This window comes from Nocardia sp. CY15, from assembly GCF_009829295.1.
Classification (GTDB): Bacteria; Actinomycetota; Actinomycetes; order Mycobacteriales; family Mycobacteriaceae; genus Nocardia; species Nocardia sputi.
This window is the reverse complement of record NZ_VUOT01000001.1, coordinates 145,640-167,036: the sequence shown is the minus strand read 5'-3', so window position 1 is coordinate 167,036 and position 21,397 is coordinate 145,640. Positions and strand designations below refer to the sequence as shown.

Genomic DNA, 21,397 nt, shown 5'->3' with positions numbered 1-21,397 from the left:
TCTCGAGTGAGCGGGCCCTGCGTGGTGACGCTTCGCTGCCGCCTCCGGGCTTGACCGCTTACGCGGTGTCCTCCCGAATCGTGTACTGGTCACCAGAGCGGCGCTCGCGTCTGGCCCGGTACACCTCGGTTTCGAGTGCGTCGAGGTGGTGTGCCCAGGTAGCTGGTTGCCGGAATCGCTCGAGCCACTCGGTGAGCGCCGAGAGCGGTCCGGTGTCGAGCACGTAGAAACGCTCTCTACCGACGAGTTCGTCGCGTACCAGCCCGCTTTCGCGCAGGACCCGCAGATGCCGGCTGACAGCGGGGCGACTGATCTCGAAGTGCCCGGCGATCTCTCCTGCGGTGCGACGGGCGTTGATCAGTAGTTCCATGATCTCCCGGCGCACCGGATCGGCGATCGCACCGGCTACCTTGTCCACGACAAAAGCGTAACCGCTTGGTTACGCTTTTGTCCATAGCTGTGCGAGTCGGATTCGGTCAGAACTTCGCGACCAGGGGGCGCGTCACCGCCGCCGGAACGGGAAGGCGGAGCTCACTCGGCGATCTTCGTACGATCGCACCACTCGTACACGCGCAGTCGCCCTTGGGGGGTGTCCTGTTCCCGCTGAGTCACCTTGAAATGCTCGTATCCGCCCCGGTACGCGACCTTCAACTCCACTCCGGGCGGGGTGATCGGGACGATGCGCGCGGGCAGGTCCTGCGGCCCGCCTTCGAGGACAGCTTTTGCACCATTGCTCATCCTCGGATGGTAGAAGCGCGAACGCCCTGATCGTGGCAGATTCAGGGCACGGTGAGTACCAATTTGCCGACGGTTCGCCCGGTGTCGCCCAGCGCATGCGCTTTCGCCGCATCCGCCAGCGGGAAAGACCCCGCGAGCGTGGGACGCAGGGCGCCGGATTCGGCGAGTCCGGCCAGGGCGCGCATACCGGCGTGATCGTGTTCGACCAGCATGCGGACCGCGCGGACACCGAGCGCGTCGGCCTCGGCCGCGAGGTCGGCCGGACCGAGGGCGCGCAGTGTCACCAGCAATCCGCCCGGGCGCAGGGTGCGCAGCGAGCGAATGCTGTTGTCGTCATCGATCGAGTCCAGCACCACGTCCACGTCGCGAACCGCCTCGGCGACATCGGTGTCGCGGTAGTCGATCACCTCGTCGGCGCCGATTCCACGAAGGAAGGCATGGTTGGGCGCGCTGGCCGTACCGATGACGTAGGCGCCGCGCGCCTTGGCGATCTGCACCGCGAAGTGGCCTACGCCGCCCGCCGCGGCGTGGATCAGCACGCGTTGTCCCGCGCCGAGCTCGGCGGTGTCGACCAGCGCCTGCCAGGCGGTGAGTCCCGCGAGCGGGATCGCCGCCGCCTGCGCGTGGTCGAGGACGGCCGGTTTGCGGGCGAAAGCGCGGGCCGGGCCTGCGACGTATTCGGCGCAGGAGCCGTGGCCGTGCGGGTAGGGGAGCATTCCGAACACCTCGTCGCCGGGCCGGAACAGGGTGACGCCGACGCCGGTGTCCACCACTTCGCCGGAGACGTCCCAGCCGAGGACGAACGGCGGCTCCGGCAGGAACAGTCCGGCGTCGGCCCGGTGGCGCCAATCGGTCGGGTTGAGTCCGGCGGCGCGCACGCGAACCAGGATCTGGCTGGGCCCCGGGACGGGTTGCGGGAGTCGTACTTCGGTGAGCACCTCGGGGCCGCCGAGGGTGTTCTGGCTGATCGCGCGCATGGTGGCGGTGCTGTCGATGTCGGTCATGCCTGTCAGCCTGCCCCGGGTGAACGGCGAGGGAAATGGCACGATTGCCATTCTTCGATATGATCGTGCCATGGTGGACGGGGCCGCACTGCATCGAGTGGTCGTGCTGGCATTGGATGGGGTGTATCCCTTCGAGTTGGGTATCCCGAATCGGGTATTCGGTAGCGCTGCGGGCAGATACGAGGTGAGCACCTGCTCGGTCGACGGGCGTCCGGTGCGCAGCGCGGCCGATTTCGATATCGCCGTCGCGCACGACAGCCGGGCCTTGCGGAAGGCCGACACCGTCGTGCTGCCGGCCTGCGATATAGCGACGGCTGTCTCCGGCACGCTGCCGGAGCCGGTGCTCGCCGCGTTCGCGCAAATTCGTCCGGGCGCCAGAATCGTCGCGATCTGCACCGGCGCCTTCGTCGCCGCGGCCGCGGGCCTGCTCGACGGGCGACCGGCCACCACGCATTGGAACCAGGCCGGTCTGTTCCGGCGCGCCTTCCCTCGGGTGCGTCTCGACCCGGACGTGCTCTACGTGGACGACGGGGACGTCCTCACCTCAGCGGGCGCGGCGGCGGGACTGGACGTGTGCCTGCACTTGGTGCGGCGCGATCACGGCAGTGCCGTCGCGAACGCGGTCGCGCGCCGCTGTGTCGTCCCGCCGTGGCGCGAGGGCGGCCAGGCGCAGTACATCGAGCAGCCGGTGCCGCCCGCGACGTCGGCGGGCACCGCCACGGCCCGGGAATGGGCGCTGGAGAACTTGCGCTCTGCGCTGACCGTCGACGAACTGGCGGTCCGGGCTCGGATGAGCAAGCGCACCTTCGCCCGGAGGTTCCGCGACGAGGTCGGCATGAGCCCGGGGCGCTGGCTGATCCAGCAGCGGGTCTTCCGCGCCAGGCACCTGCTGGAGACCACGGACCTGACCATCGATCGCATCGCGGGCGAGGTCGGTTTCGCCACCGGGACCTCGCTGCGGCAGCACCTGGTCGAGTCGATCGGGGTGTCACCGCAAGCTTATCGGCGTACGTTCCGTGCGCGTGCCGCCATGGCGGAGAGCCGGACGATCGTGGCGTGATCCGCGCGAACCCGCCGGTCGGCTCGGCCTTCGCCCGCACGACGCAACCGCGCTGACGGGCCGACTCACGGCGCCGCGAACCGTGCGCGGGGCAGAATGCCAACCATGGTCGAACTGGTGCTCGTGCGTGGCGACATCACCGAACAAGAGGTGGACGCGGTGGTGAACGCGGCGAACTCGTCGCTGCTCGGCGGTGGGGGAGTCGACGGCGCGATCCACCGTCGCGGTGGCCCGGAGATCCTGGCGGATTGCCGCAGGCTGCGTGCGTCCCACTATGGCGGGGGACTGCCGACCGGGGCGGCGGTCGCCACCACGGCGGGACACCTGCCAGCGCGGTGGGTGATCCACACGGTCGGCCCCGTGTGGTCGGCTACCGAGGACCGCTCCGCCCTGCTGGCCTCCTGCTATCGCGAATCCTTGCGTGTGGCGGACGAATTGGGAGCGCGGACCGTCGCGTTCCCCGCGATCTCGACGGGCGTCTTCGGCTGGCCGATGGACGACGGCGCCCGAATCGCCGTCGACACGGTTCGGGCCACCGAGACGGCGGTGTCGGAAGCGCGGTTCGTCCTGTACGACGAGCGCGCTCACGCGGCGTTCGCGCGGCATGTCTCGGGAATCTCCGAACTCTGAGTCGCCGATGGCTTCCTTTCCGGAGCCGATTCGGATGAGGGGCGGCGAGTGTTCGGGCTATGTCCCGCCGAGTGCTCGACTGTCGGTCTGCATGCATCGCCTGCCGGTGCGGCGAACTTGTCGGTGCCTCCTGGCACAGTCGGCTCGTGTCGTTCAGTACTCGAATCGAAGTCCGCGTGTCCGATCTGGATCCGCAGTTGCACGTCACCGGCGCGGCCTACCACCAATTCGCCGACCACGCGCGTTTCGCGTGCGTCCAGGCGGCGGGTGTCTCGGTCGACGAACTGATCGCTTCCGGTCTGGGCCCGGTCAATCTGGAGACCGTGCTGCGCTTCCAGCGGGAACTGCGCGGCGGCGACTCGGTGGACGTGTCGTGCGCCTGGCAGTGGGGTGCGGGTAAGACCTATCGAGTCGAGCACGTCCTGACCCGTGCCGACGGGGTGGTCGCCGCGACGGTGACCAACATCGGTGGCTTGCTCGACCTGGCCGCGCGGCGCCTGGTCGCCGATCCCGCGCGGCAGTGGGCGATTCGCGCGAGCCGTCCCGAGCTGCTCGGGCTGCCGGGGGAGGCTCCGGAAGCGGGCGGATAGCCTGCCGTGTCGCTGGACGGCGAAAGGCCAAGCCTTCGCTAGACTCTCGAACAGTTGTTCGCTTCTGTGAGAGGGGTTGTCGTGCGGGTGATGGGCGTCGACCCCGGACTCACCCGATGCGGCCTCAGCATCGTCGAGGGCGGATCGGGGCGGAAGGTCACCGCCGTGGACGTCGACGTGGTCCGCACACCCGGGGATATGGATCTGGCCCACCGCCTGCTCGCGGTCGCAGACGCCGCCGAACGCTGGATGGACACCCACAAGCCAGGGGCCGTCGCCATCGAACGCGTCTTCGCCCAGCACAATGTCCGTACCGCCATGGGCACCGCGCAGGCGGGCGGAGTGATCGCGCTGGCCGCCGCGCGCCGGGGAATTCCGGTCGCGTTCCACACACCCAGCGAGGTCAAGGCCGCGGTCACGGGCAACGGCAGCGCGGACAAGAAGCAGGTCACCGCCATGGTGACCCGCATCCTCGGTCTGCCTGCCGCGCCGAAACCGGCGGACGCGGCGGATGCGCTCGCTCTGGCGATCTGCCATTGTTGGCGGGCCCCGCTGCTGGAGCGGATGGCGACGGCGGAGGCCGCGGCGGCCGCGGCGCAGCGCCGATACATCGAACGACTGGCCGAACAACGGAAGGCGGTGCACGGGTGATCGCGTCGGTACGCGGTGAGGTGCTGGAGATCGCCCTCGACCATGTGGTGATCGAGGCGGCCGGCGTCGGCTACCGGCTCAACGCCACGCCGTCCACGCTGGCCGGGCTCACCCGCGGCGAGGAGACCAGGCTCTACACCGCGATGATCGTCCGCGAGGACTCGATGACGCTCTACGGTTTCGCCGACACCGAGGCCCGCGACCTGTTCGGTCTGCTGCAAACCGTCTCCGGTGTCGGACCTCGTCTCGCCATGGCGGTGCTGGCGGTACTCGAGCCCGAGGCGCTGCGCAAGGCGCTGGCCGAAAGCAACGTGGCCGCGCTGACCAGAGTGCCGGGCGTCGGTAAGCGCGGCGCCGAGCGCATGGTGGTGGAACTGCGGGACAAGGTGAATCTCGTTCCGGTGCCCTCCGGTCCGCCCGGATCGGCGCCGGCGGCGGGCACGCCGGTGCGCGATCAGGTCGCCGAAGCGCTCGTCGGGCTCGGATTCTCCGCCAAGCAGGCCGAACAAGCGATCGATGCGGTGCTGGCCGACCAGCCCGCCGCCGACACCTCCACCGCCCTGCGGGCCGCGCTCGGCATGCTCGGCAAGAATCGGTAAGGCGTCATGGACCACCCAGAGGAACCCACCGAATCCCCGGTCAGCCCGGACTATCTGAATTCCGACGGTGAGATCGAGGCGAGTCTGCGGCCGAAGTCACTGGACGACTTCATCGGTCAGCCCCGAGTGCGCGAACAGCTCGCGCTGGTGTTGCGTGGGGCCAAACAGCGCGGCGGCACACCGGATCACGTCCTGCTGTCCGGCCCCCCGGGGCTGGGCAAGACCAGCATGGCGATGATCATCGCCGGGGAACTCGGCACCGCCCTGCGGATCACCTCCGGTCCCGCGCTGGAGCGGGCGGGCGACCTCGCCGCCATGCTCAGCAATCTGGTCGAGGGCGACGTGCTGTTCATCGACGAGATCCACCGGATGGCCCGGCCCGCCGAGGAGATGCTGTATCTGGCGATGGAGGACTTCCGGGTGGACGTGGTCGTCGGCAAGGGGCCGGGCGCGACCTCCATTCCTCTGGATATCGCCCCGTTCACCCTGGTCGGCGCCACCACCAGGTCCGGAGCGCTGACCGGGCCGCTGCGCGATCGTTTCGGTTTCACCGGGCACATGGATTTCTACGAGCCCGGTGAGCTGTTGCGCATCCTGCAACGGTCGGCGCACATCCTCGGCGTCGTCATCGAGGAGGAGGCGGCGGCGGAGATCGCGGGCCGCTCGCGCGGCACGCCCCGCATCGCCAACCGCTTGCTGCGTCGCGTCCGCGACTACGCGGAGGTCCGTGCCGACGGCCGGATCACCCGTCCGATCGCGCAGGCCGCGCTCGAGGTTTACGACGTGGACGTGCTCGGCCTCGACCGCCTCGACCGCGCGGTAATAGGCGCGCTCGTCCGCAGTTTCGGCGGTGGCCCGGTCGGGGTGTCCACCCTGGCCGTAGCGGTCGGCGAGGAGGCGGCGACCGTCGAAGAGGTCTGTGAACCGTTCTTGGTGCGTGCGGGCATGGTCGCGCGCACACCCCGCGGCCGGGTCGCCACCGCCGCCGCCTGGGAGCACCTCGGCCTCGTCCCGCCACCGGACCTGGTCTTCGGCTCCATCGAAGTGCGCGGTCGCGAGCCGCACCCCACCCTGGACCTGTTCGAGTGAACCGCGCGTTCGCGTGAACCGACCCGCGGTGGCGGGTCAGCGGCGGCGGCGCAGCGCGGCGGCGACCAAGTCGAGGAAGGCATCGACCTCGTCGCGTTGATAGCCGCGCGTGCCGAGGCGAGCCTCGGTGAATCGGACCGCTTGGACGTCGTCGATGGTGAGGCTGCCCGGTCCGCCGTGCGCGAGGGTAGCGGTGACCAGGTCGAGGAACGCGGCGACCTCTTCCTCGTCGTATCCGCGTCGGCCGACCGGGGCATGGGTGAATCGCATGCGCCGCACGTCATCGGCGGTGAGCAGGCTGTGGCCGTCGCCGTTCGCGCCCGGCACCGGCCGGACGCCGCGTTGGCGGAACTCCAGCTCGACGCGCAGCTGATCGAGATACTCGTCCACCTGGTCGGCGCGGTAGCCGCGCCGGCCGAGCCGAGGCGGGCCGAAACCGACACGCCGCAGATCGTCGGCGGCGAGTTCGCCCTCCCCTGCCAAGGTCGCGGCGACCAGCTCGAGGAAGGCGTCTACCTCGTCCGCGTGGTAGGCGCGATGCCCGGGCGTCGGGGTCGCGAAACGGGTGCGGCGCACGTCCTCGGGGGTCACGGGCCACATTCTGTCAGGCTCGGTGCGTCGGGCCGCTCCGAAGGAAAATCTCGCGATTCCCTGGCCTCTAGCGAACAAGGGCCGTCCCCCTGGCGAAAGCGTCGGATCAGTGCGCCTCACCCTAGCGCCGGTGGTCGTGTCAGGGGGATTGCCGAGTTGCTCAGTCCTTGCGGACACCGTCCACGAGCAGGCGTCGGATCGCCTGGTTCAGCCCGGCGATCGCGGCCTCGTCCGGCTCCCGCAACGAGTACACGATGCCCCCGATCAGCATGCCGGTCACCGCACGCGCGGTGTTCACGGTGTCCAGGTCGGCGCGCAGGTAGCCCTGCTCGACACCGTGGTCGAGATAGCCCGCGGTCAGCGCGTCGGCGGTGTCGAGCAGGCCGTAGAGCCGCTGGGTGAGTTCGTCATCGATGCCGGTGGCGTGGAACAGCAACAGCTGGGCCACCCGGCGATCGGCCAGCAGGATCTCGGTGAGAGCCACGCCGATTCGGTCGATCTGGGCGCGGTATTCGTCGAGATCGGCGGCGGCGTCCGGGGCGTTCTCGGTGCCCAGCGCGGCGATGATGCGCGCGGCCAGATCGTCGATGACGTGATCGATGATGTCGCGCTTGTTGCTGAAGTAGCGGTAGAAGGTGCCGTGTCCGATGCCCAGCTGCCCCGCGATGTCGGCGATGCCGGTGGCGTGATAGCCCTTCTCCGCGAAACAGACGAACGCGGTGTCGATGATCTCCTGGCGCAGTTCGGCTTTGCGTCGCTCGGCACGCGTGGATGGCTTCGTCACCTAGCCGATGATACAGTCGTCAGCAACGGAATGATGTGTCATTCTGTGATATGCGGTTCAGCTAGCAGGAGGTTCGGTGTGGCGCCTCAATACGACGCGGTCGTGGTCGGTGCGGGGTTCGGAGGCATGGGAGCGGGCATTCAGCTCGATCGGCTCGGTCTGAGCAATTACGTCATCCTCGAACGCGAGGACGATCTCGGTGGCACCTGGCACGTCAATCACTACCCGGGTCTGGCGGTCGACATCGCCTCGGTCACCTACTCGTACTCGTTCGAGCCTTACCCGCACTGGTCTCGGTTGTTCGCGCCGGGCGCGGAGCTGAAGAAGTACGCCGAGCACGTCGCCGACAAGTACGGCCTGCGCAGGCGGATGCGCTTCGGCACCACCGTCGACGGCGCGCGCTGGGACGAAGAGCAGCAGCACTGGGTGGTCTCGCTGGCGGGCGGCGACACCGTCACCGGTCGCTATCTGCTGACCGCGACCGGCTTCCTGTCCCAGCCCTACACCCCGCCGTTCCCCGGCATCGACTCGTTCGCGGGCAAGATCATCCACACCACCGCCTGGGAGGACGACTTCGACCTCACCGGCCGCAGGGCCGCGATCATCGGCACCGGCGCCACAGCCGTGCAGCTGGTGCCCGAGGTGGCCGATAAGGCCGAGGCGCTCACGGTGTTCCAGCGGACCCCGATCTGGGTGGTCCCCAAGATCGACACCGCGATCCCCGCCGCGGTGCGGAAGCTGTTCGAACGGGTCCCCGCCACGCAGAAGGCCGCGCGACTGGTCAACACCAGCCTGCTCGAGGCGTTGATGGTGGTCGGTGTACTGCACTTCAAGCAGGCCCGGCTGATGAACAAGGGCGCGGCCGCGCTGGCCAAAGCGCACCTGCGGGCGTCCGTGCGGGACAAGCAGACGCGCGAGCAGCTGACACCGCACTACGACTTCGGATGCAAGCGGCCGACTTTCTCCAACCGCTACTTCACCACGTTCAACCAGCCGCACGTACGGCTGGAGACGAATTCGATCGACCACATCGAGCCCGACGGCATCGTCACCGCCGACGGGCACAAGACCGAGATCGACACGCTGATCCTGGCCACCGGTTTCAACCTGTGGGACGTGAACTTCCCGGCCATCGAGATCATCGGCCGTGACGGGGTGAATCTCGGAAAGTTCTGGCGGGACAACCGCTTCCAGGCCTACGAGGGCATCACGGTGCCGAAGTTCCCCAACTTCCTCAGCCTCAACAGTCCCTACTCCTACAGTGGCTTGTCCTACTTCACCACCATCGAAGCGCAGATGAAGCACATGGGCAGATTGTTCGGCGAGATGCGCCGCCGGGGCGAGACCACCTTCGAGGTCACCGAGCAGGCCAACGCGGCGTTCCTGGACCGGGTCACCGCCAAGCTCGGTTCCTCGGTCTTCTACGGCGGTGACTGCGCCACGGCGCGCAGTTACTACTTCAACCCGCACGGCGAGGCCGCCCTGTTGCGGCCCACCAGCACCCTCAACGCCCACCGCGAAGCGGTCGGCTTTCCGCTGGAGGATTACGTCTACGGCAAGACGGCCTGAGCCGGGGCCGGGCCGCGCCGCACACACGATCTCGCCCGCCGGAGTATGTTCCGGCGGGCGAGTCGCTGTGTGAAGGAACGTTGTAGCTGCCCAGCAGGTGTGCCGGTGTGGCACGCGCGCGGCGAACTGGCAGACTGTGTGGGTACTTGTCCATCCCACCCACAACACTAGGGACTGACTTCGACGATGGAACTGCTGTTTCCGCTGCTACTGGTAGCCCTGCTCGTGCCGATGTTCCTCGGTGTCCGCCGTCAGAAGCGGGAGGCCGAGAAGGTCGCGAGCATGCAGGACAACCTGAAGATCGGCGATCAGGTCATCACCACGTCGGGTCTGTACGGCACCGTGGTCGAACTCGACGACACCACGGTCGACCTCGAGATCGCCGAGGACGTGGTCACCACGTGGTTGCGCCAGGCCATCCGTGAGGTGCGCGCCGACGACACGGCGAGCACCGAGGAGACCGGCGCGGACGCCACCGGCTCGGACACGCCCGAGGCCGTCGAGGAATCCACCGAGCAGACCGAGACCCGCCTGACCAAGGACTGATCGTCCGGTTGTGCCCCGGCTCGCCGGATTGTCGCCGCGGCCGTCCGTCCGCGCACCCGGCGTCGCTGGTGCATGCCCGCTTGTTCCATCCTCGACTTCCCGCCTAGGAGATGACGTACTGTGCCACCTTCCCAAGGATCGGCGCACCCGCTCCGGCTGCTCGGCGTCTATGCCGCGCTGCTGGCTGTGGTCTATGCGCTGGTGTTCTTCACCGGTGACAAGTCCCCGACACCCAAGCTCGGTATCGATCTGCAGGGTGGCACCCGGGTCACGCTGTCCGCACGCACGCCCGACGGCAGCAAGCCGAGCCAGGACAGCCTGAAGAAGGCGCAGGACATCATCGAGAACCGCGTCAACGGTCTCGGCGTCGGTGGCTCCGAGGTCGTCATCGACGGCGACAACATCGTGATCACCGTGCCCGGCGACGACGGGCAGCAGGCGCGCGCGCTGGCGACGACCGCCAAGCTCTACATCCGCCCCGTGCTGCAGGCCGTTCCCGCGACAGGACGCGGCGCCACCCCGCAGACCGCACCGGGCACGCAACCCGCCCCCGCCGCGCAGCCGGAGACGACCGCGACGCCGGACACGCCGGAGACGACGCAGCCCACGCCCGCTCCGCAGCAGCGTGTGTTCCCCGCCCAGCAGCCGACCCAGCCGCCGGCCGATCCCGCCCTGACGCCCACCGAAGAGGCCACCAGGGAGATCCAGGCCGCCAAGGCGCTGCGGCAGAGCGCCGATCCGGCCGTGCAGCAGACCGCGCTGGCCACCCTGGACTGCGCGAAGGCCGATCCGCTCATCGGCAACGACGATCCGGCGCTTCCGCTGGTCACCTGCTCGACCGACGGCACCGAGGTCTTCCTGCTGGACAAGAGCCGCATCGACGGCCAGGAGATCAAGGACGCCACCTCGGGCCTGAACCAGCAGCAGGCCAGGCACGAGGTCTACCTGGACTTCAAGTCCGGCGGCAGTGACGCATGGGCCTCGCTCACCGGCGAGTACGTCTACAAGCGGGTCGCCTTCGTGCTCGACTCGAAGGTGGTCAGCGCCCCGGTCGTGCAGCAGGGCCCGCAACAGGGCGGCCGCACCCAGATCTCGGGCAACTTCACCGCGACGTCGGCGAAGGAGCTGGCGAACACACTGAAGTACGGCTCGCTGCCGCTGTCGTTCCAGACCTCCGAAGCCGAGACGGTCTCCGCGACGCTCGGCCTGTCGTCGCTGAAAGCCGGTCTGATCGCGGGTGCGGTCGGTCTGGCCGTGGTGTTGCTCTACTGCCTGGTGTACTACCGGATGCTGGGCTTCGTCACCGGCTTGTCCCTGGTCGCCTCCGGCTTGGCCGTCTACGGCATCATGGTGCTGCTCGGGCGCTGGATAGGCTTCACCCTCGACCTAGCCGGCATCGCCGGTCTGATCATCGGTATCGGTATGACCGCCGACTCGTTCGTGGTGTTCTTCGAACGAATTAAGGACGAGATGCGCGAGGGCCGCAGCTTCCGTTCCGCGGCCCCACGCGGCTGGCAGCGCGCCCGCCGGACCATCCTGTCCGGCAACGCCGTCAGTTTCATCGCGGCGGCCGTGCTGTACATCCTGGCCGTCGGCCAGGTGAAGGGCTTCGCGTTCACCCTCGGTCTCACCACGATCCTCGACGTCGTGGTGGTGTTCCTGGTCACCTCGCCGCTGGTGTTGCTCGCTTCGCGGACGGCGTTCTGGTCCAAACCGTCGGTGAACGGCCTCGGCGCGATCCAGCAGATCGCCCGCGAGCGGAAGGCGGCCCAGGCCGCCGTCGGGAAGGCGTGAGGACGCGATGACCAACAGCCACACCACTCCCTCGCTCGACAAGTCGAGCGCCACCGAGACCACCGACGTGTTCCCGGCGCTCACCGAGCCGCGGCCACCCGAGCACGGCTTCTTCACCCGCCTCTACACCGGCACCGGCGCGATCGACGTCATCGGCAAGCGCCGGATGTGGTATCTGATCACCGCCGTGATCGTGCTCGTCTCGCTGGCCAGCATCCTGTTCCGGGGCTTCAATTTCGGCATCGATTTCGAGGGCGGTTCGCGCATCCAGTTCCCCGCGGGGAACGCGACCACCAGCGCGGTGGAGGACGTCTACCGCGGCGCGATCGGCACCGACCCGGTCTCGGTGCAGACCGTCGGCACCGGGGCCTCGGCCACCATGCTGATCCGCTCCGAGGCGCTGGACCAGAAGCAGGTGGAGGCGGTGAACAACGCGCTGTTCGCCGAATTCCAGCCGAAGGACAAGAACGGCAACCCGAGCCTGGCCGCGATCAGCACCTCTGACGTCAGCGAGACCTGGGGCAGCCAGATCACCCGCAAAGCGCTCATCGCGCTCGCGGTGTTCCTCGTGCTCGTCGCGGTCTACATCGCGGTCCGCTTCGAGACGCACATGGCCCTGGCGGCCCTGGCGGCGATGGCCTTCGACGTCAGCGTCACCGCGGGCGTGTACTCGCTCGTGGGGTTCGAGGTCACCCCGGCGACGGTGATCGGCATCCTGACCATCCTCGGCTTCTCGCTCTACGACTCGGTCGTCGTGTTCGACAAGGTCGAGGAGAACACCCACGGGATCCTGCACTTGACCCGGCGCACCTACGGTGAGCAGGCCAACCTCGCGGTGAACCAGACACTCATGCGTTCGATCAACACCGCCTTGATCGGCATCCTGCCGATCGTCGGCTTGATGGTGATCGCGGTGTGGATGCTGGGCGTCGGCACACTCAAGGACCTAGCCTTGGTGCAGCTGGTCGGCCTGCTGGTCGGCACGTACTCCTCGATCTTCTTCGCGACGCCACTGCTGGTGTCGATCAAGGAGCGCTGGGGCCCAGTGGCGACCCACACCAAGAAGGTTCTGGCGAAGCGGGCCGGTGCGGCCGGCGCCCGTGCGGGTATCGCCGCCGAGCGCCGGGCGCGCGGGGCAGCGGGCCGGGACTTCGACGAGACTCCGCGCCGACAGCGCGAGGCCGCGCAGGCGCCGCGCCCCGGCGCGCGCCCGAGCGGGAAACGACACAAGAGGCGGAACTGACACCAGGCAGGGGGTTTCATGCGACAGCCACGCAGGGCGGTACGACTGATCGGAGCGCTCGTTGCGGGCACGCTGGCCGCCGGGCTGATGGTCGGCTGCTCGAGCAAGAACCAGGTGCCCTCCATCGGTTACGCGACCGATGCCACCATCGCCACCTATAACGGCGGCAGCACGCTAGGGGCCGGTTCCGGCTCCGTCGCGGTGTTCTCCCGGGTGCTCACCGGATTCTTCTACACCGGTCCCGACGGCCAGCAAGTCGCCGACACCGACTTCGGGACCGCCAAGGAGGTGCCGGGCGAGTCGCAGACCATCCAGTACCGCCTCAACCCCGACGGCGTGTACTCCGACGGGGTCCCGACCTCGTGCGACGACTTGGTGCTGGCCTGGGCCGCCCGCAGCGGGCGGTACACCAAACCTGGGGACCGGGGACCGGTTCCGCTCTTCGACGCCGCGGGCACCAGCGGCTACGACGCCATCGAGCGGGTCGATTGCCAGCCCGGCTCGCGGGATGCCACGGTGGTGTTCCGGCCCGGGCGCCGGTACCTGCCGTGGCGCAACCTGTTCGCGGCCGGTGAGCTGATGCCCGCGCACGTCGCGGCCCGGGTGGCGAACGTGCCCAACGTCGTTTCGGCGTTGCAGACCGGCGACCCGAACGCCCTCGGCCGGATCGCGGAGTTCTGGAACACCGGATGGACCATCCCGGCCGACGGCCGCTTGGACCTGTCGCGCTTCCCCTCGTCGGGGCCGTACCGCATCGAATCCTTCGGCAAGGAGGACGGTTTGGTGCTGGTCGCCAACGAGCGCTGGTGGGGCAACAAACCGGCGACCGGGCGAATCGTGGTGTGGCCGAAGACGTTCGATGTGCGGCAGAAGGTCGGCGAGAACGCCGTCGGCGTGCTGGACGTGGGCGCGAATTCGGTGAAAGACCTGAATCTGAGCGGCTTCTCGGTGCAGACGCTGCCCGGACGGGGCGCCGAGCAGTTGGTACTCACGACCGGTGGAGTGTTCGCCTCGGTGGAGGCGCGCCGTGCTTTCGCGCTGTGCCTGCCGCGGCAGACACTGTTCGACAAGCTCGGCAAGGTGCCCGACGCACCGAAGACCGGGCTCGGCTCCGGCCCGCTCAACGCCCACATCGTGCAGCAGGATTCCCTGCTCTACCCGGCGGTCATCAGCGCGTCGAACAAGTACTCCGGCGGCGACGTGGCGAACTCGACCAGGGCGGTCGCGGCCTCCGGTGCGCCGAACCCGACCGTCCGGATCGGCTACCTGGGGCCGGACGATCGCCGCGCGCAGACCGTCTCCATGATCGCCGAAGCCTGTAAACCGGCGGGTATCACCGTGGTGGACGCCGGCTCGTCCGATTTCACTCCCACCCGGCTCACCGAGGGCAAGGTCGACGCCGTCCTGGGCAGCACCGCGTCGTCTTCCGGTCCGGCGGGCTCGATCGCGGGAGTGGCCGCGACCAGTGCGTTGCGCACCGGTAGCGGGCTCAATTTCGGGCGGTTCGGCAACGGCCGTTACGATGCGATCACCGAGCAGCTCGGGGCCGACGACAGCTCGGCCGCCCAGCTGAATCTGCTCACCGAGGCCGAAAACCTGCTGTGGGCGGAGCTGCCGAGCATTCCGTTGTTCGCCACCCCGCGCACGATCGCCTTCGGCAAGGGGCTGCGCAACGGGATCGCCGCCCCCACCCAGGCCGGATCCGGCTGGAACATGGACCGGTGGGTGCTCGAGCGGTGACAGACGGTGTGGGTGATGTGATCATGGAGAGGTGTCGATGAGCAAGCATGCGGCAATCGAGTCCGAGGACATAGCCGCCGAACGGACCACCAATGCCGCACGAGTGGTCGACCGTTTGACCCGCTGGCACGACGACTTCCCCACACCGGGTGTGCGTTTCGCCGATCTCACCCCGGTGTTCGCCGACGCCGAGGGCTTCCGCGCGGTGATCGACTGCCTGGCCGCGTGCGCGCCCGACGCCGACCTGGTGGCGGGGGTCGACGCTCGCGGCTTCCTGCTCGGGGCCGGTGTCGCCGCGACCCTCGGCACCGGTGTGCTCGCGATCCGCAAAGCGGGCAAGCTGCCGCCGCCGGTGATCAGCCGGGAGTACAGCCTGGAATACGGCACCGCCGCGTTGGAGATTCCCGCGGACGGCATCGAGCTGGCGGGGCGGCGGATCCTGCTGCTGGACGACGTGCTCGCCACCGGTGGCACGCTGGCCGCGGCCGCCGAACTCTTCAAGCAGGCCGGCGCCGAGGTGGCCGCCGCCGCGGTCGTGCTGGAACTGGGCTTCCTCGGCGGGCGCGAACGGCAGGGCGACTACCCGCTGACCTCGATCGTCCACATCTGAGCCAGAGCAAGACCGGGTGCGCGGGATCTCCCGCGACCGCGGCCATCGGTGGCCGCGCGGAAACTTCGTTGCCCGCAACCGGCGTCGGCTGCCGGGGTCGCGGCATGCGAACCGACGAGCCGCTGCGCCGGATCCGGGCGGTCTACGACGAGCACACCATCGTCGTCTACCAGGCGTACGCGCCGGAGATCGTCGAACCAGCCCTTGCCGCAGGCACTTTCGTCGCCCCGTTCCGCCGGGAGCGGATGACGTGGGTCAAGCCCTCGTTCCTGTGGATGATGTATCGCTGCGGGTGGGCGAGCAAGCCCGGCCAAGAGCGCGTCTTGGCCGTCACCATCACCCGAGCCGGGTTCGAATGGGCGCTGGCGCATTCCTGCCTGAGCCACTACGAGCCGAAACTCCATTCGAACCGAAAGGCATGGGCCGAGCGGCTCGAAGCGAGTCCGGTGCGCATCCAATGGGACCCGGAACGCGATCTCGGGCATCGGCCACTGTCGTACCGCTCCTTGCAAGTGGGCTTGGGCGGCATCGCCGTGGGGCACTGCGTCGACCGCTGGATCACCGGTATCCGTGATGTCACGCCGGAGGTGCGGCAGCTGCGGCAGATGGTAGCCGCCGGAAAGCTGGAGGCGGCGGCTCGTTGGCTTCCGGACGAGCGGCCCTATCCGCTGCCTGCGGCCGCGGCGGCCGTCGTCGGCGCGTCGTTCTGACCGCAGAAGTGTGATCCGGATCGCACTGGCGCATCCGGCCGAGTTGTGTTTAACCTGGATGAGTCTTATCCCCGTTGATCGGAGTTCTGCCGTTGCTCATCTGAGGTAGCCACTCGTACGGCCTGCATTCGCGCGCCGTGTTTCGTTGCAACCTCTGGGAGCTGGCATGACCAATCTGTCTTTTTCCGATCTCACTTTCGGCTGGCCGGACGGCACCCCGGTTTTCGAGGGGCTGGATGCCGTCCTCGGCCCTGGTCACATCGGCTTGGTCGGTGGAAACGGTGCGGGCAAGTCCACGTTGCTGCGATTGATCGCGGGGGAGCTGAGACCGATTCGTGGATCCATCACGGTCAGCGGGCAGCTCGGGTATCTGCGCCAGGATCTCGGTCTGGGCGCGGGCCAGCGCGTCGACGCGGTACTCGGCATCGCGGAAGTCCGAAAAGCGCTGCACCGCATCGAGTCCGGCCAGGGTGATGACGCCGACTTCGACCTCGTCGGAAACAACTGGGACGTCGAGGAGCGGGCGTTGGCGTTGTTGGCCCGGCTCGGCCTGCACTACGTCGCGGACTCGGTGCGACAGCTCGATCGCACACTCGACACCCTCTCCGGCGGCGAGACGGTGCTGCTCGGACTGGTCGCCGAGCTGCTCGCCGAGCCCGACGTGCTCTTGCTGGACGAACCGACGAACAACCTGGATCAGGTGGCTCGCGGGCGGCTCTACGAGGTGGTCGGTCAGTTCTCCGGCACAGTGCTCACGGTCAGTCACGATCGTGAGCTGCTGGAGCGGATGACGTCCATCGCGGAGCTGCGCCACGGCGAACTCCGGTTGTTCGGCGGGAATTTCAGCGAGTACGAGCGGATCGTCGCCGCAGAGCAGGAAGCGGCCCGCGCGGCGATCCGGGATGCGCGCAGCGACGTCCGCAAGCAGGCACGCGAACTCGTCGAGGCGCGCGTCAAGCTGGATCGCAGACAGCGGTACGGGCAGAAGATGTGGGACCAGAAGCGGGAGCCGAAAATCATCATGGCCGAACGCAAACGGCAGGCGCAGGTGTCGGCCGGCAAGCTGCGCAACAACCACATCGAAAAGCTCGACACCGCCAAGGAACAGCTCGAGCAGGCCAAGGAGCTGTTGCGCGACGATCGGGAGATCCGGGTGGAGCTGCCCGACACGCGGCTGTATCCCGGCCAGGACGTGATCGAGCTGGACCAGGTCGAGCTGGCGTGCGGGCCGACGGTGACGTTGCGGATCTGCGGGCCCGAGCGGATCGCGTTGACCGGCCGCAACGGCGTCGGAAAGACGACGCTGTTGCGACGCGTCGCGCAGGAAGGGCCGAAGGTGCCGTGGCGGATGCTGCCGCAGCGCCTGGACGTGTTCGACGAGCGGCGATCGGTGTTCGAGAACGTCGTCTCGACGGCGCCGCACGCGTCGGCGGAGCGGATCCGGGCGCAGTTGGCCCGCTTCCTGTTCCGGGGCGCGGACGCCGACGTCGCAGCAGCGGCGCTGTCCGGCGGTGAACGGTTGCGTGCGGCGCTGGCCATGCTGCTGCTGGCCGATCCGGCGCCGCGGCTGCTGCTGCTGGACGAGCCGACCAACAACCTCGACCTGCCCAGTCTGGAGCACCTCACCCAGGCGCTGGCCGGCTTCGAGGGCGCGCTGATCGTGGTCAGTCACGATCCGCGTTTCCTCGACGAGATCGGGGTGACCCGGCGCCTCGAGCTGACCGCGGAGGGGCTGTCGGAGACGCTGGTGACCTGACTCGCCGTCGATCCGGCCACGGTGGCCGGTACGCGGTGGCCGGTACGCGGTGGCTACGCGGCCCGGGCGGCGCGCCGCAGGACGCCGGGGTGCCGGAACAGGCCGGGTGCCAACCGCACCGCGAGGTAGGTGAGCGTGAGCCAGGGTCGTAAGTGCGGCTGCAACGTGCGGATGCGCCCGTGCTCGTCGAGGCCGAGCACCAGCGCCTCGGTCAGCCGGAACGGCCCGATCGTGGCGCTGGCAAGCAGGACGCGCCGCGTGCCCGCGCCGATCTCTTCGGTCCAGCGCAAGCCGGTGAGGCTGCCGTAGGCCGCCGAGAGCAGCACCCGCAGATCGTCTCGGCCGCGGAACACCAGCCGGCCCGACAACGGCGAGATCAGTTCCGCGTCAGGCGCCAAGACCTGCGTCAGCGCATCGATGTCACCGGTCTCGGTCGCCCTGCGGAACTCGGCGATCGCATCGGACATGTCCGCTCACCCCTTTTCTCGTCGATCGTCCGAACCTAGTTCAAGTCACTTGCAAAAAGCAACGGACTAGACTGGCCTGATGGCCAAGGCTGCTTTCTCCGACATCGTCTGCTCGATCGCGCGCACGGTCGACGCGATCGGAGAGCGCTGGACGCCGCTGATCCTGCGTGACCTGTTCGTCGGGCTGACCCGGTTCGAGGATCTCCGCCGCGATCTCGGCATCGCCTCGAACGTGCTGGTCGCGCGTCTCGATGGGCTGCAGAAGCACGGCATCGTCGAAAAGCGCGCCTACCAGTCGAATCCGGTGCGCTACGAGTACCTGCTCACCGAACGTGGGCGCGACTTGTATCCAGTGCTCACCATGTTGATCAGCTGGGGCGACAAATGGCTGGCGGGCGCGGAAGGGCCGCCCGCCGTCGTGGTGCATCGCGAGTGCGGGCGGCCGACGGCCGGGGTGGTGGTGTGCCGGGAGTGTGGCGAGCCGCTCACCGCGACCGACGTCCGGTGGATGCCCGGCCCGGGTGGCAGGCAGGGGCCGGGAACGATGCTCATCGGCGGCTTGCTCGACGCCGAGAACTGATCCGCGCACGCCTCATGTGTCGGAATGGGTTGCCACGCTGAAGATCTACCTGCCCGGAAGGTGACTCCGAACGTGCTCGATCGAGCCCGATAGTCGAAGGCGCCGTGCGGGCGACTTTCCCTGGCGGCCCTCCCGGGTCTGGCGCGTACCGGCAAACACCGTCGAAGCGACCGGCCGGCCTGCCGCGGTATGGGCCTCCGGCGCTCAGGAATGAACGGCGTACTCACCGCGGGGCGGGTTGTTGCCCGCATCGCGGTTCGGACGCGGACCGGCACCACCACGGTTCCGTGTGGGCCCGGATACTTCGGTCAGCGGCGCGGCGCGTACATGATGACGGCGACGCCGACAAGGCAGATCACCGCACCGAGGTAGTCCCAGCGATCCGGGCGGAACTTGTCCACCAGCACGCCCCAGGCCAACGAGCCCGCGACGAAGACACCGCCGTAGGCGGCGAGGATGCGACCGAAATTCGGGTCCGGCTGGAAGGTGGCGACGAAGCCGTACGCGCCGAGAGCGAGGACGCCCGCGGCGATCCAGACCACACCGCGCTGTTCCCGCCAGCCCTGCCACACCAGCCAGGCGCCGCCGATCTCGGCCAGCGCGGCGAGGGCGAACAGGAGCAGCGAGCGGGCGAGCGTCATGGCGGCGAGGGTACTTGCCCGGCGGTTGCCGGACGCGGGTCAGGGCCGGTCTCGTAGACGGCGTAGGCGCGCCCGAGCACCGGATAGGAGACATTGCGCACCGGCACACCGCCTTGGGTCCGGCCGAATTCCGTTCCGCCGTGCGCATGTCCGTGGACGGCGAGCAGTGCCCCGCCCGCGTCGACCGCCCCGGCCAGATCATGGCAGCCGAGACCGGCGAAGATTTTGGCTGGTTCACCGGCCAAGGTGTCTACGACAGGCGCGAAGTGCATGAGGGCGACGCGAGTTTCGCAATCGAGTGTGTCCAGTGCCTGCCGCAGGCGCAGCGCGTCGAGCGGTCCGCGGCGCATACGCGCGCGATGCTCGGCGGAGCCCTCGTCAGGGTTGCCGGGATGGCCGGGGAAGCCGCCGCTGCCGCCCATGACTCCGGCGACGCCCAGCCGGATCCCGTTGAGCTCGAGGGTGATCGCGGTGCCGTCGAGCACGTGGACGCCCAGCGCGGTGAGCCGCGCCGCGATCAGGTGGCCGGAACCGTCGTCGTGGTCGTGATTACCCAGCACGGCCACCACCGGCACCGGGAGATCATCGAGTTCGGCGCACAGCAGATCGGATTCGGCTGGGGTGCCGCCATCGGTCAGATCGCCTGCGAGTAACAGGACGTCGGCGTCTGCTGCCAGGCGGAGGAAATCGGGACGGAAATGTCCGGCCACGGCCGCGCGCATATGCAGGTCGGCGACGGCCGCGACGCGAATGCACCGTGCGGTGCGCGCTGCGGTCACGACGACTAGCCAGCCATATCGGCGGAGGACGTGTCAAAGGACGCTATGTCTCGTTCAACGGCTGTTCAGCGAGGCTACGGGCAGTGCGGCCCTCGATGAAACGTCCGTGAACATTGCCGTGACGGGCTATCGGGCGCACCGGTCGGTCCCGCATGGTTCGCGGTATGAGCCGAGCGCGACTGCTGTCGGAAGTCGTTGCCGTCGTGGCGATCCTGTTCCTTCCGCTGTCCGCCGCGATCGGAGTCGCCGAGGGCGAGGCTCCGGTCGCCAAAGTAGTCGTGATCGGGTTGGACGGGCTGATGTACAACAAGATCGAGCATGCGCAGGCGCCGAATCTGTTGCGACTGGCAGGCGAGGGCCTGCTGAGCCGTTCATCTATCGCCCCGCACATCACCATCTCGGGGCCGTCCTGGGCCAGCGTGCTGACCGGGGTGTGGGATCGTAAGCACGGCATCACGAACAACCAGTTCACCGCCGCGCCGTTCGCGCGGTACCCGACGGTCTTCACCCACCTCGAACGGGCGCGGCCGTCACTGAAGACCCAGTCCATCGCCACCTGGGACCAGATCGCCACCATGACCGGCAGCGGCAGCCCGCGCGCCGACGTGGTCGTCTCCACCGCACCGGTGCCCGACGACCGCGACGAGTCCCGTACCGACGCCGCCACCACCGACGCCGTGGTCACCGCGATCGGCAGATTCGCGCCCGACCTGCTGTTCACCCATCTGGACCAGGTGGACCGCGCCGGTCACGACGCGGGCGGCGCCTCCGGCGCCTACCTGGACGCCGTGAGACGCATCGACGCTCTGGTCGGCCGCGTCGTCGCCGCCGTCGACGCCAGGGCCGCCGCCCACCCCGCCGAGCGGTGGACCGTCCTCGTCACCGCCGACCACGGCCATACGCCGAAAGGCGGGCACGGCGGTCAGTCGCCGGACGAGACGACGAATTTCGTCATCGCGCGCGGCCCGGACTTCCGGCCCGGCGCCACCAGCACCCGAGCGACCCTGGTCGACATCACCCCCACCGTGCTGGACCTTCTCGACGTGGCCCCCGCCTCCGATCTCGACGGCCTCTCTCTTCGTCCCGAGCCCGTACCCGCTCGACCTCCGTCGGCCGGACCCCAGCCCGCCGCGATTCGCTGACCGAGCCCCGGACACCCGCCCCACGCGTCCACTTCCGGATCTCGGGTCTCGCTTCCGGTCGATCGTCCCGCTCGGGGTGATTGC

Annotated in this window: 24 protein-coding genes; 16 read left to right on the top strand and 8 right to left on the bottom strand. The window is 68.8% G+C overall.

Annotation, left to right across the window (positions count from 1 at the left end; all coding sequences use genetic code 11):
- Nucleotides 1–58 precede the first annotated feature (58 nt).
- The 3 genes from GVY39_RS00775 to GVY39_RS00765 form a co-directional block, all read right to left on the bottom strand.
- Nucleotides 59–418 carry a metalloregulator ArsR/SmtB family transcription factor gene (locus tag GVY39_RS00775; RefSeq protein ID WP_159919412.1) on the bottom strand — a complete coding sequence of 120 codons (360 nt, stop codon included), beginning with the start codon at nt 416–418 and terminating at the stop codon, nt 59–61.
- Nucleotides 419–531: 113 nt separating this feature from the next.
- Nucleotides 532–738 (bottom strand): DUF5988 family protein, encoded by a 207-nt coding sequence (locus GVY39_RS00770; protein ID WP_159919410.1) that lies wholly within the window; start codon nt 736–738, stop codon nt 532–534.
- A 41-nt stretch (nt 739–779) separates the two neighbouring features.
- The gene (locus GVY39_RS00765) at nt 780–1,742 is read right to left on the bottom strand and encodes an NADP-dependent oxidoreductase (protein WP_223513226.1); all 963 of its coding nucleotides are present in this window, start codon (nt 1,740–1,742) and stop codon (nt 780–782) included.
- 70 nt (nt 1,743–1,812) lie between these two features.
- Between GVY39_RS00765 and GVY39_RS00760 the strand changes: the two genes are divergently transcribed.
- The 6 genes from GVY39_RS00760 to ruvB all read left to right on the top strand — a co-directional run bounded on the left by GVY39_RS00760 (nt 1,813) and on the right by ruvB (nt 6,361).
- Entirely contained in the window at nt 1,813–2,802 is a 990-nt protein-coding gene (locus GVY39_RS00760) for a GlxA family transcriptional regulator (protein ID WP_201295124.1), read from the top strand.
- 105 nt (nt 2,803–2,907) lie between these two features.
- On the top strand, nt 2,908–3,432 hold the full coding sequence (locus GVY39_RS00755; protein WP_159919406.1) for an O-acetyl-ADP-ribose deacetylase: 525 nt from the start codon (nt 2,908–2,910) through the stop codon (nt 3,430–3,432).
- 146 nt (nt 3,433–3,578) lie between these two features.
- Complete coding sequence (locus GVY39_RS00750) at nt 3,579–4,022, top strand: thioesterase family protein (protein WP_159919404.1); 444 nt, start codon at nt 3,579–3,581, stop codon at nt 4,020–4,022.
- Nucleotides 4,023–4,103: 81 nt separating this feature from the next.
- Nucleotides 4,104–4,673, top strand: coding sequence for a crossover junction endodeoxyribonuclease RuvC (ruvC, locus tag GVY39_RS00745; protein WP_159920223.1), 570 nt, complete (start codon nt 4,104–4,106; stop codon nt 4,671–4,673).
- Entirely contained in the window at nt 4,670–5,272 is a 603-nt protein-coding gene (gene ruvA / locus GVY39_RS00740; protein WP_159919402.1) for a Holliday junction branch migration protein RuvA, read from the top strand. The genes ruvC and ruvA overlap by 4 nt, the downstream gene beginning before the upstream one ends.
- Before the next feature lie 6 nt (nt 5,273–5,278).
- Nucleotides 5,279–6,361, top strand: coding sequence for a Holliday junction branch migration DNA helicase RuvB (ruvB, locus tag GVY39_RS00735; protein ID WP_159919400.1), 1,083 nt, complete (start codon nt 5,279–5,281; stop codon nt 6,359–6,361).
- A gap of 36 nt (nt 6,362–6,397) precedes the next feature.
- On the opposite strand, the gene GVY39_RS00730 is transcribed toward ruvB, so the two are convergent.
- A complete protein-coding gene (locus GVY39_RS00730) occupies nt 6,398–6,961 on the bottom strand; it encodes a DivIVA domain-containing protein (RefSeq protein ID WP_159919398.1) in 564 nt (187 codons plus the stop codon).
- A 151-nt stretch (nt 6,962–7,112) separates the two neighbouring features.
- The gene (locus GVY39_RS00725) at nt 7,113–7,736 is read right to left on the bottom strand and encodes a TetR/AcrR family transcriptional regulator (RefSeq protein ID WP_159919396.1); all 624 of its coding nucleotides are present in this window, start codon (nt 7,734–7,736) and stop codon (nt 7,113–7,115) included.
- A 78-nt stretch (nt 7,737–7,814) separates the two neighbouring features.
- Between GVY39_RS00725 and GVY39_RS00720 the strand changes: the two genes are divergently transcribed.
- The 8 genes from GVY39_RS00720 to GVY39_RS00685 all read left to right on the top strand — a co-directional run bounded on the left by GVY39_RS00720 (nt 7,815) and on the right by GVY39_RS00685 (nt 17,704).
- Nucleotides 7,815–9,305, top strand: a complete 1,491-nt coding sequence (locus GVY39_RS00720; RefSeq protein WP_159919394.1) for an NAD(P)/FAD-dependent oxidoreductase — start codon at nt 7,815–7,817, stop codon at nt 9,303–9,305.
- 186 nt (nt 9,306–9,491) lie between these two features.
- A complete protein-coding gene (yajC, locus tag GVY39_RS00715) occupies nt 9,492–9,851 on the top strand; it encodes a preprotein translocase subunit YajC (RefSeq protein WP_159919392.1) in 360 nt (119 codons plus the stop codon).
- Between the two features lie 120 nt (nt 9,852–9,971).
- Nucleotides 9,972–11,645, top strand: a complete 1,674-nt coding sequence (gene secD / locus GVY39_RS00710; RefSeq protein WP_159919390.1) for a protein translocase subunit SecD — start codon at nt 9,972–9,974, stop codon at nt 11,643–11,645.
- A gap of 7 nt (nt 11,646–11,652) precedes the next feature.
- On the top strand, nt 11,653–12,888 hold the full coding sequence (gene secF, locus GVY39_RS00705; RefSeq protein ID WP_159919388.1) for a protein translocase subunit SecF: 1,236 nt from the start codon (nt 11,653–11,655) through the stop codon (nt 12,886–12,888).
- A gap of 18 nt (nt 12,889–12,906) precedes the next feature.
- Nucleotides 12,907–14,628, top strand: a complete 1,722-nt coding sequence (locus GVY39_RS00700; RefSeq protein WP_159919386.1) for an ABC transporter substrate-binding protein — start codon at nt 12,907–12,909, stop codon at nt 14,626–14,628.
- 37 nt (nt 14,629–14,665) lie between these two features.
- Nucleotides 14,666–15,238, top strand: coding sequence for an adenine phosphoribosyltransferase (locus tag GVY39_RS00695; protein WP_159919384.1), 573 nt, complete (start codon nt 14,666–14,668; stop codon nt 15,236–15,238).
- A gap of 104 nt (nt 15,239–15,342) precedes the next feature.
- Complete coding sequence (locus GVY39_RS00690; RefSeq protein ID WP_159919382.1) at nt 15,343–15,948, top strand: DUF4291 domain-containing protein; 606 nt, start codon at nt 15,343–15,345, stop codon at nt 15,946–15,948.
- Between the two features lie 166 nt (nt 15,949–16,114).
- Nucleotides 16,115–17,704, top strand: a complete 1,590-nt coding sequence (locus GVY39_RS00685; RefSeq protein ID WP_159919380.1) for an ATP-binding cassette domain-containing protein — start codon at nt 16,115–16,117, stop codon at nt 17,702–17,704.
- A gap of 53 nt (nt 17,705–17,757) precedes the next feature.
- Here GVY39_RS00685 and GVY39_RS00680 read toward each other — a convergent pair whose 3' ends face one another.
- The gene (locus GVY39_RS00680; RefSeq protein ID WP_159919378.1) at nt 17,758–18,171 is read right to left on the bottom strand and encodes a nuclear transport factor 2 family protein; all 414 of its coding nucleotides are present in this window, start codon (nt 18,169–18,171) and stop codon (nt 17,758–17,760) included.
- 79 nt (nt 18,172–18,250) lie between these two features.
- Here GVY39_RS00680 and GVY39_RS00675 point away from each other — a divergent pair, with 79 nt between their 5' ends.
- A complete protein-coding gene (locus tag GVY39_RS00675; protein WP_195141323.1) occupies nt 18,251–18,751 on the top strand; it encodes a helix-turn-helix domain-containing protein in 501 nt (166 codons plus the stop codon).
- 308 nt (nt 18,752–19,059) lie between these two features.
- Here GVY39_RS00675 and GVY39_RS00670 read toward each other — a convergent pair whose 3' ends face one another.
- Nucleotides 19,060–19,392: a YnfA family protein gene (locus tag GVY39_RS00670; RefSeq protein ID WP_159919376.1), complete on the bottom strand. Its 333-nt coding sequence runs from the start codon at nt 19,390–19,392 to the stop codon at nt 19,060–19,062.
- A complete protein-coding gene (locus GVY39_RS00665; RefSeq protein ID WP_236565233.1) occupies nt 19,389–20,171 on the bottom strand; it encodes a metallophosphoesterase in 783 nt (260 codons plus the stop codon). Before GVY39_RS00665 ends, GVY39_RS00670 begins: the two co-directional genes overlap by 4 nt.
- A gap of 164 nt (nt 20,172–20,335) precedes the next feature.
- Between GVY39_RS00665 and GVY39_RS00660 the strand changes: the two genes are divergently transcribed.
- On the top strand, nt 20,336–21,313 hold the full coding sequence (locus GVY39_RS00660) for an alkaline phosphatase family protein (protein ID WP_159919374.1): 978 nt from the start codon (nt 20,336–20,338) through the stop codon (nt 21,311–21,313).
- The last annotated feature ends 84 nt before the right edge of the window (nt 21,314–21,397 follow it).

Bases quoted from the DNA above. Each gene is read 5' to 3' on its own strand.
- GVY39_RS00690 (WP_159919382.1), top strand. From the start codon at position 15,343: ATGCGAACCGACGAGCCGCTGCGCCGGATCCGGGCGGTCTACGACGAG.
- GVY39_RS00675 (WP_195141323.1), top strand. From the start codon at position 18,251: ATGGCCAAGGCTGCTTTCTCCGACATCGTCTGCTCGATCGCGCGCACG.
- GVY39_RS00680 (WP_159919378.1), bottom strand. From the start codon at position 18,171: ATGTCCGATGCGATCGCCGAGTTCCGCAGGGCGACCGAGACCGGTGAC.
- GVY39_RS00660 (WP_159919374.1), top strand. From the start codon at position 20,336: ATGAGCCGAGCGCGACTGCTGTCGGAAGTCGTTGCCGTCGTGGCGATC.
- GVY39_RS00755 (WP_159919406.1), top strand. From the start codon at position 2,908: ATGGTCGAACTGGTGCTCGTGCGTGGCGACATCACCGAACAAGAGGTG.
- GVY39_RS00700 (WP_159919386.1), top strand. From the start codon at position 12,907: ATGCGACAGCCACGCAGGGCGGTACGACTGATCGGAGCGCTCGTTGCG.
- GVY39_RS00770 (WP_159919410.1), bottom strand. From the start codon at position 738: ATGAGCAATGGTGCAAAAGCTGTCCTCGAAGGCGGGCCGCAGGACCTG.
- GVY39_RS00765 (WP_223513226.1), bottom strand. From the start codon at position 1,742: ATGACCGACATCGACAGCACCGCCACCATGCGCGCGATCAGCCAGAAC.
- ruvB (WP_159919400.1), top strand. From the start codon at position 5,279: ATGGACCACCCAGAGGAACCCACCGAATCCCCGGTCAGCCCGGACTAT.
- GVY39_RS00685 (WP_159919380.1), top strand. From the start codon at position 16,115: ATGACCAATCTGTCTTTTTCCGATCTCACTTTCGGCTGGCCGGACGGC.
- GVY39_RS00730 (WP_159919398.1), bottom strand. From the start codon at position 6,961: ATGTGGCCCGTGACCCCCGAGGACGTGCGCCGCACCCGTTTCGCGACC.
- yajC (WP_159919392.1), top strand. From the start codon at position 9,492: ATGGAACTGCTGTTTCCGCTGCTACTGGTAGCCCTGCTCGTGCCGATG.
- GVY39_RS00760 (WP_201295124.1), top strand. From the start codon at position 1,813: ATGGTGGACGGGGCCGCACTGCATCGAGTGGTCGTGCTGGCATTGGAT.
- GVY39_RS00670 (WP_159919376.1), bottom strand. From the start codon at position 19,392: ATGACGCTCGCCCGCTCGCTGCTCCTGTTCGCCCTCGCCGCGCTGGCC.
- secF (WP_159919388.1), top strand. From the start codon at position 11,653: ATGACCAACAGCCACACCACTCCCTCGCTCGACAAGTCGAGCGCCACC.
- GVY39_RS00695 (WP_159919384.1), top strand. From the start codon at position 14,666: ATGAGCAAGCATGCGGCAATCGAGTCCGAGGACATAGCCGCCGAACGG.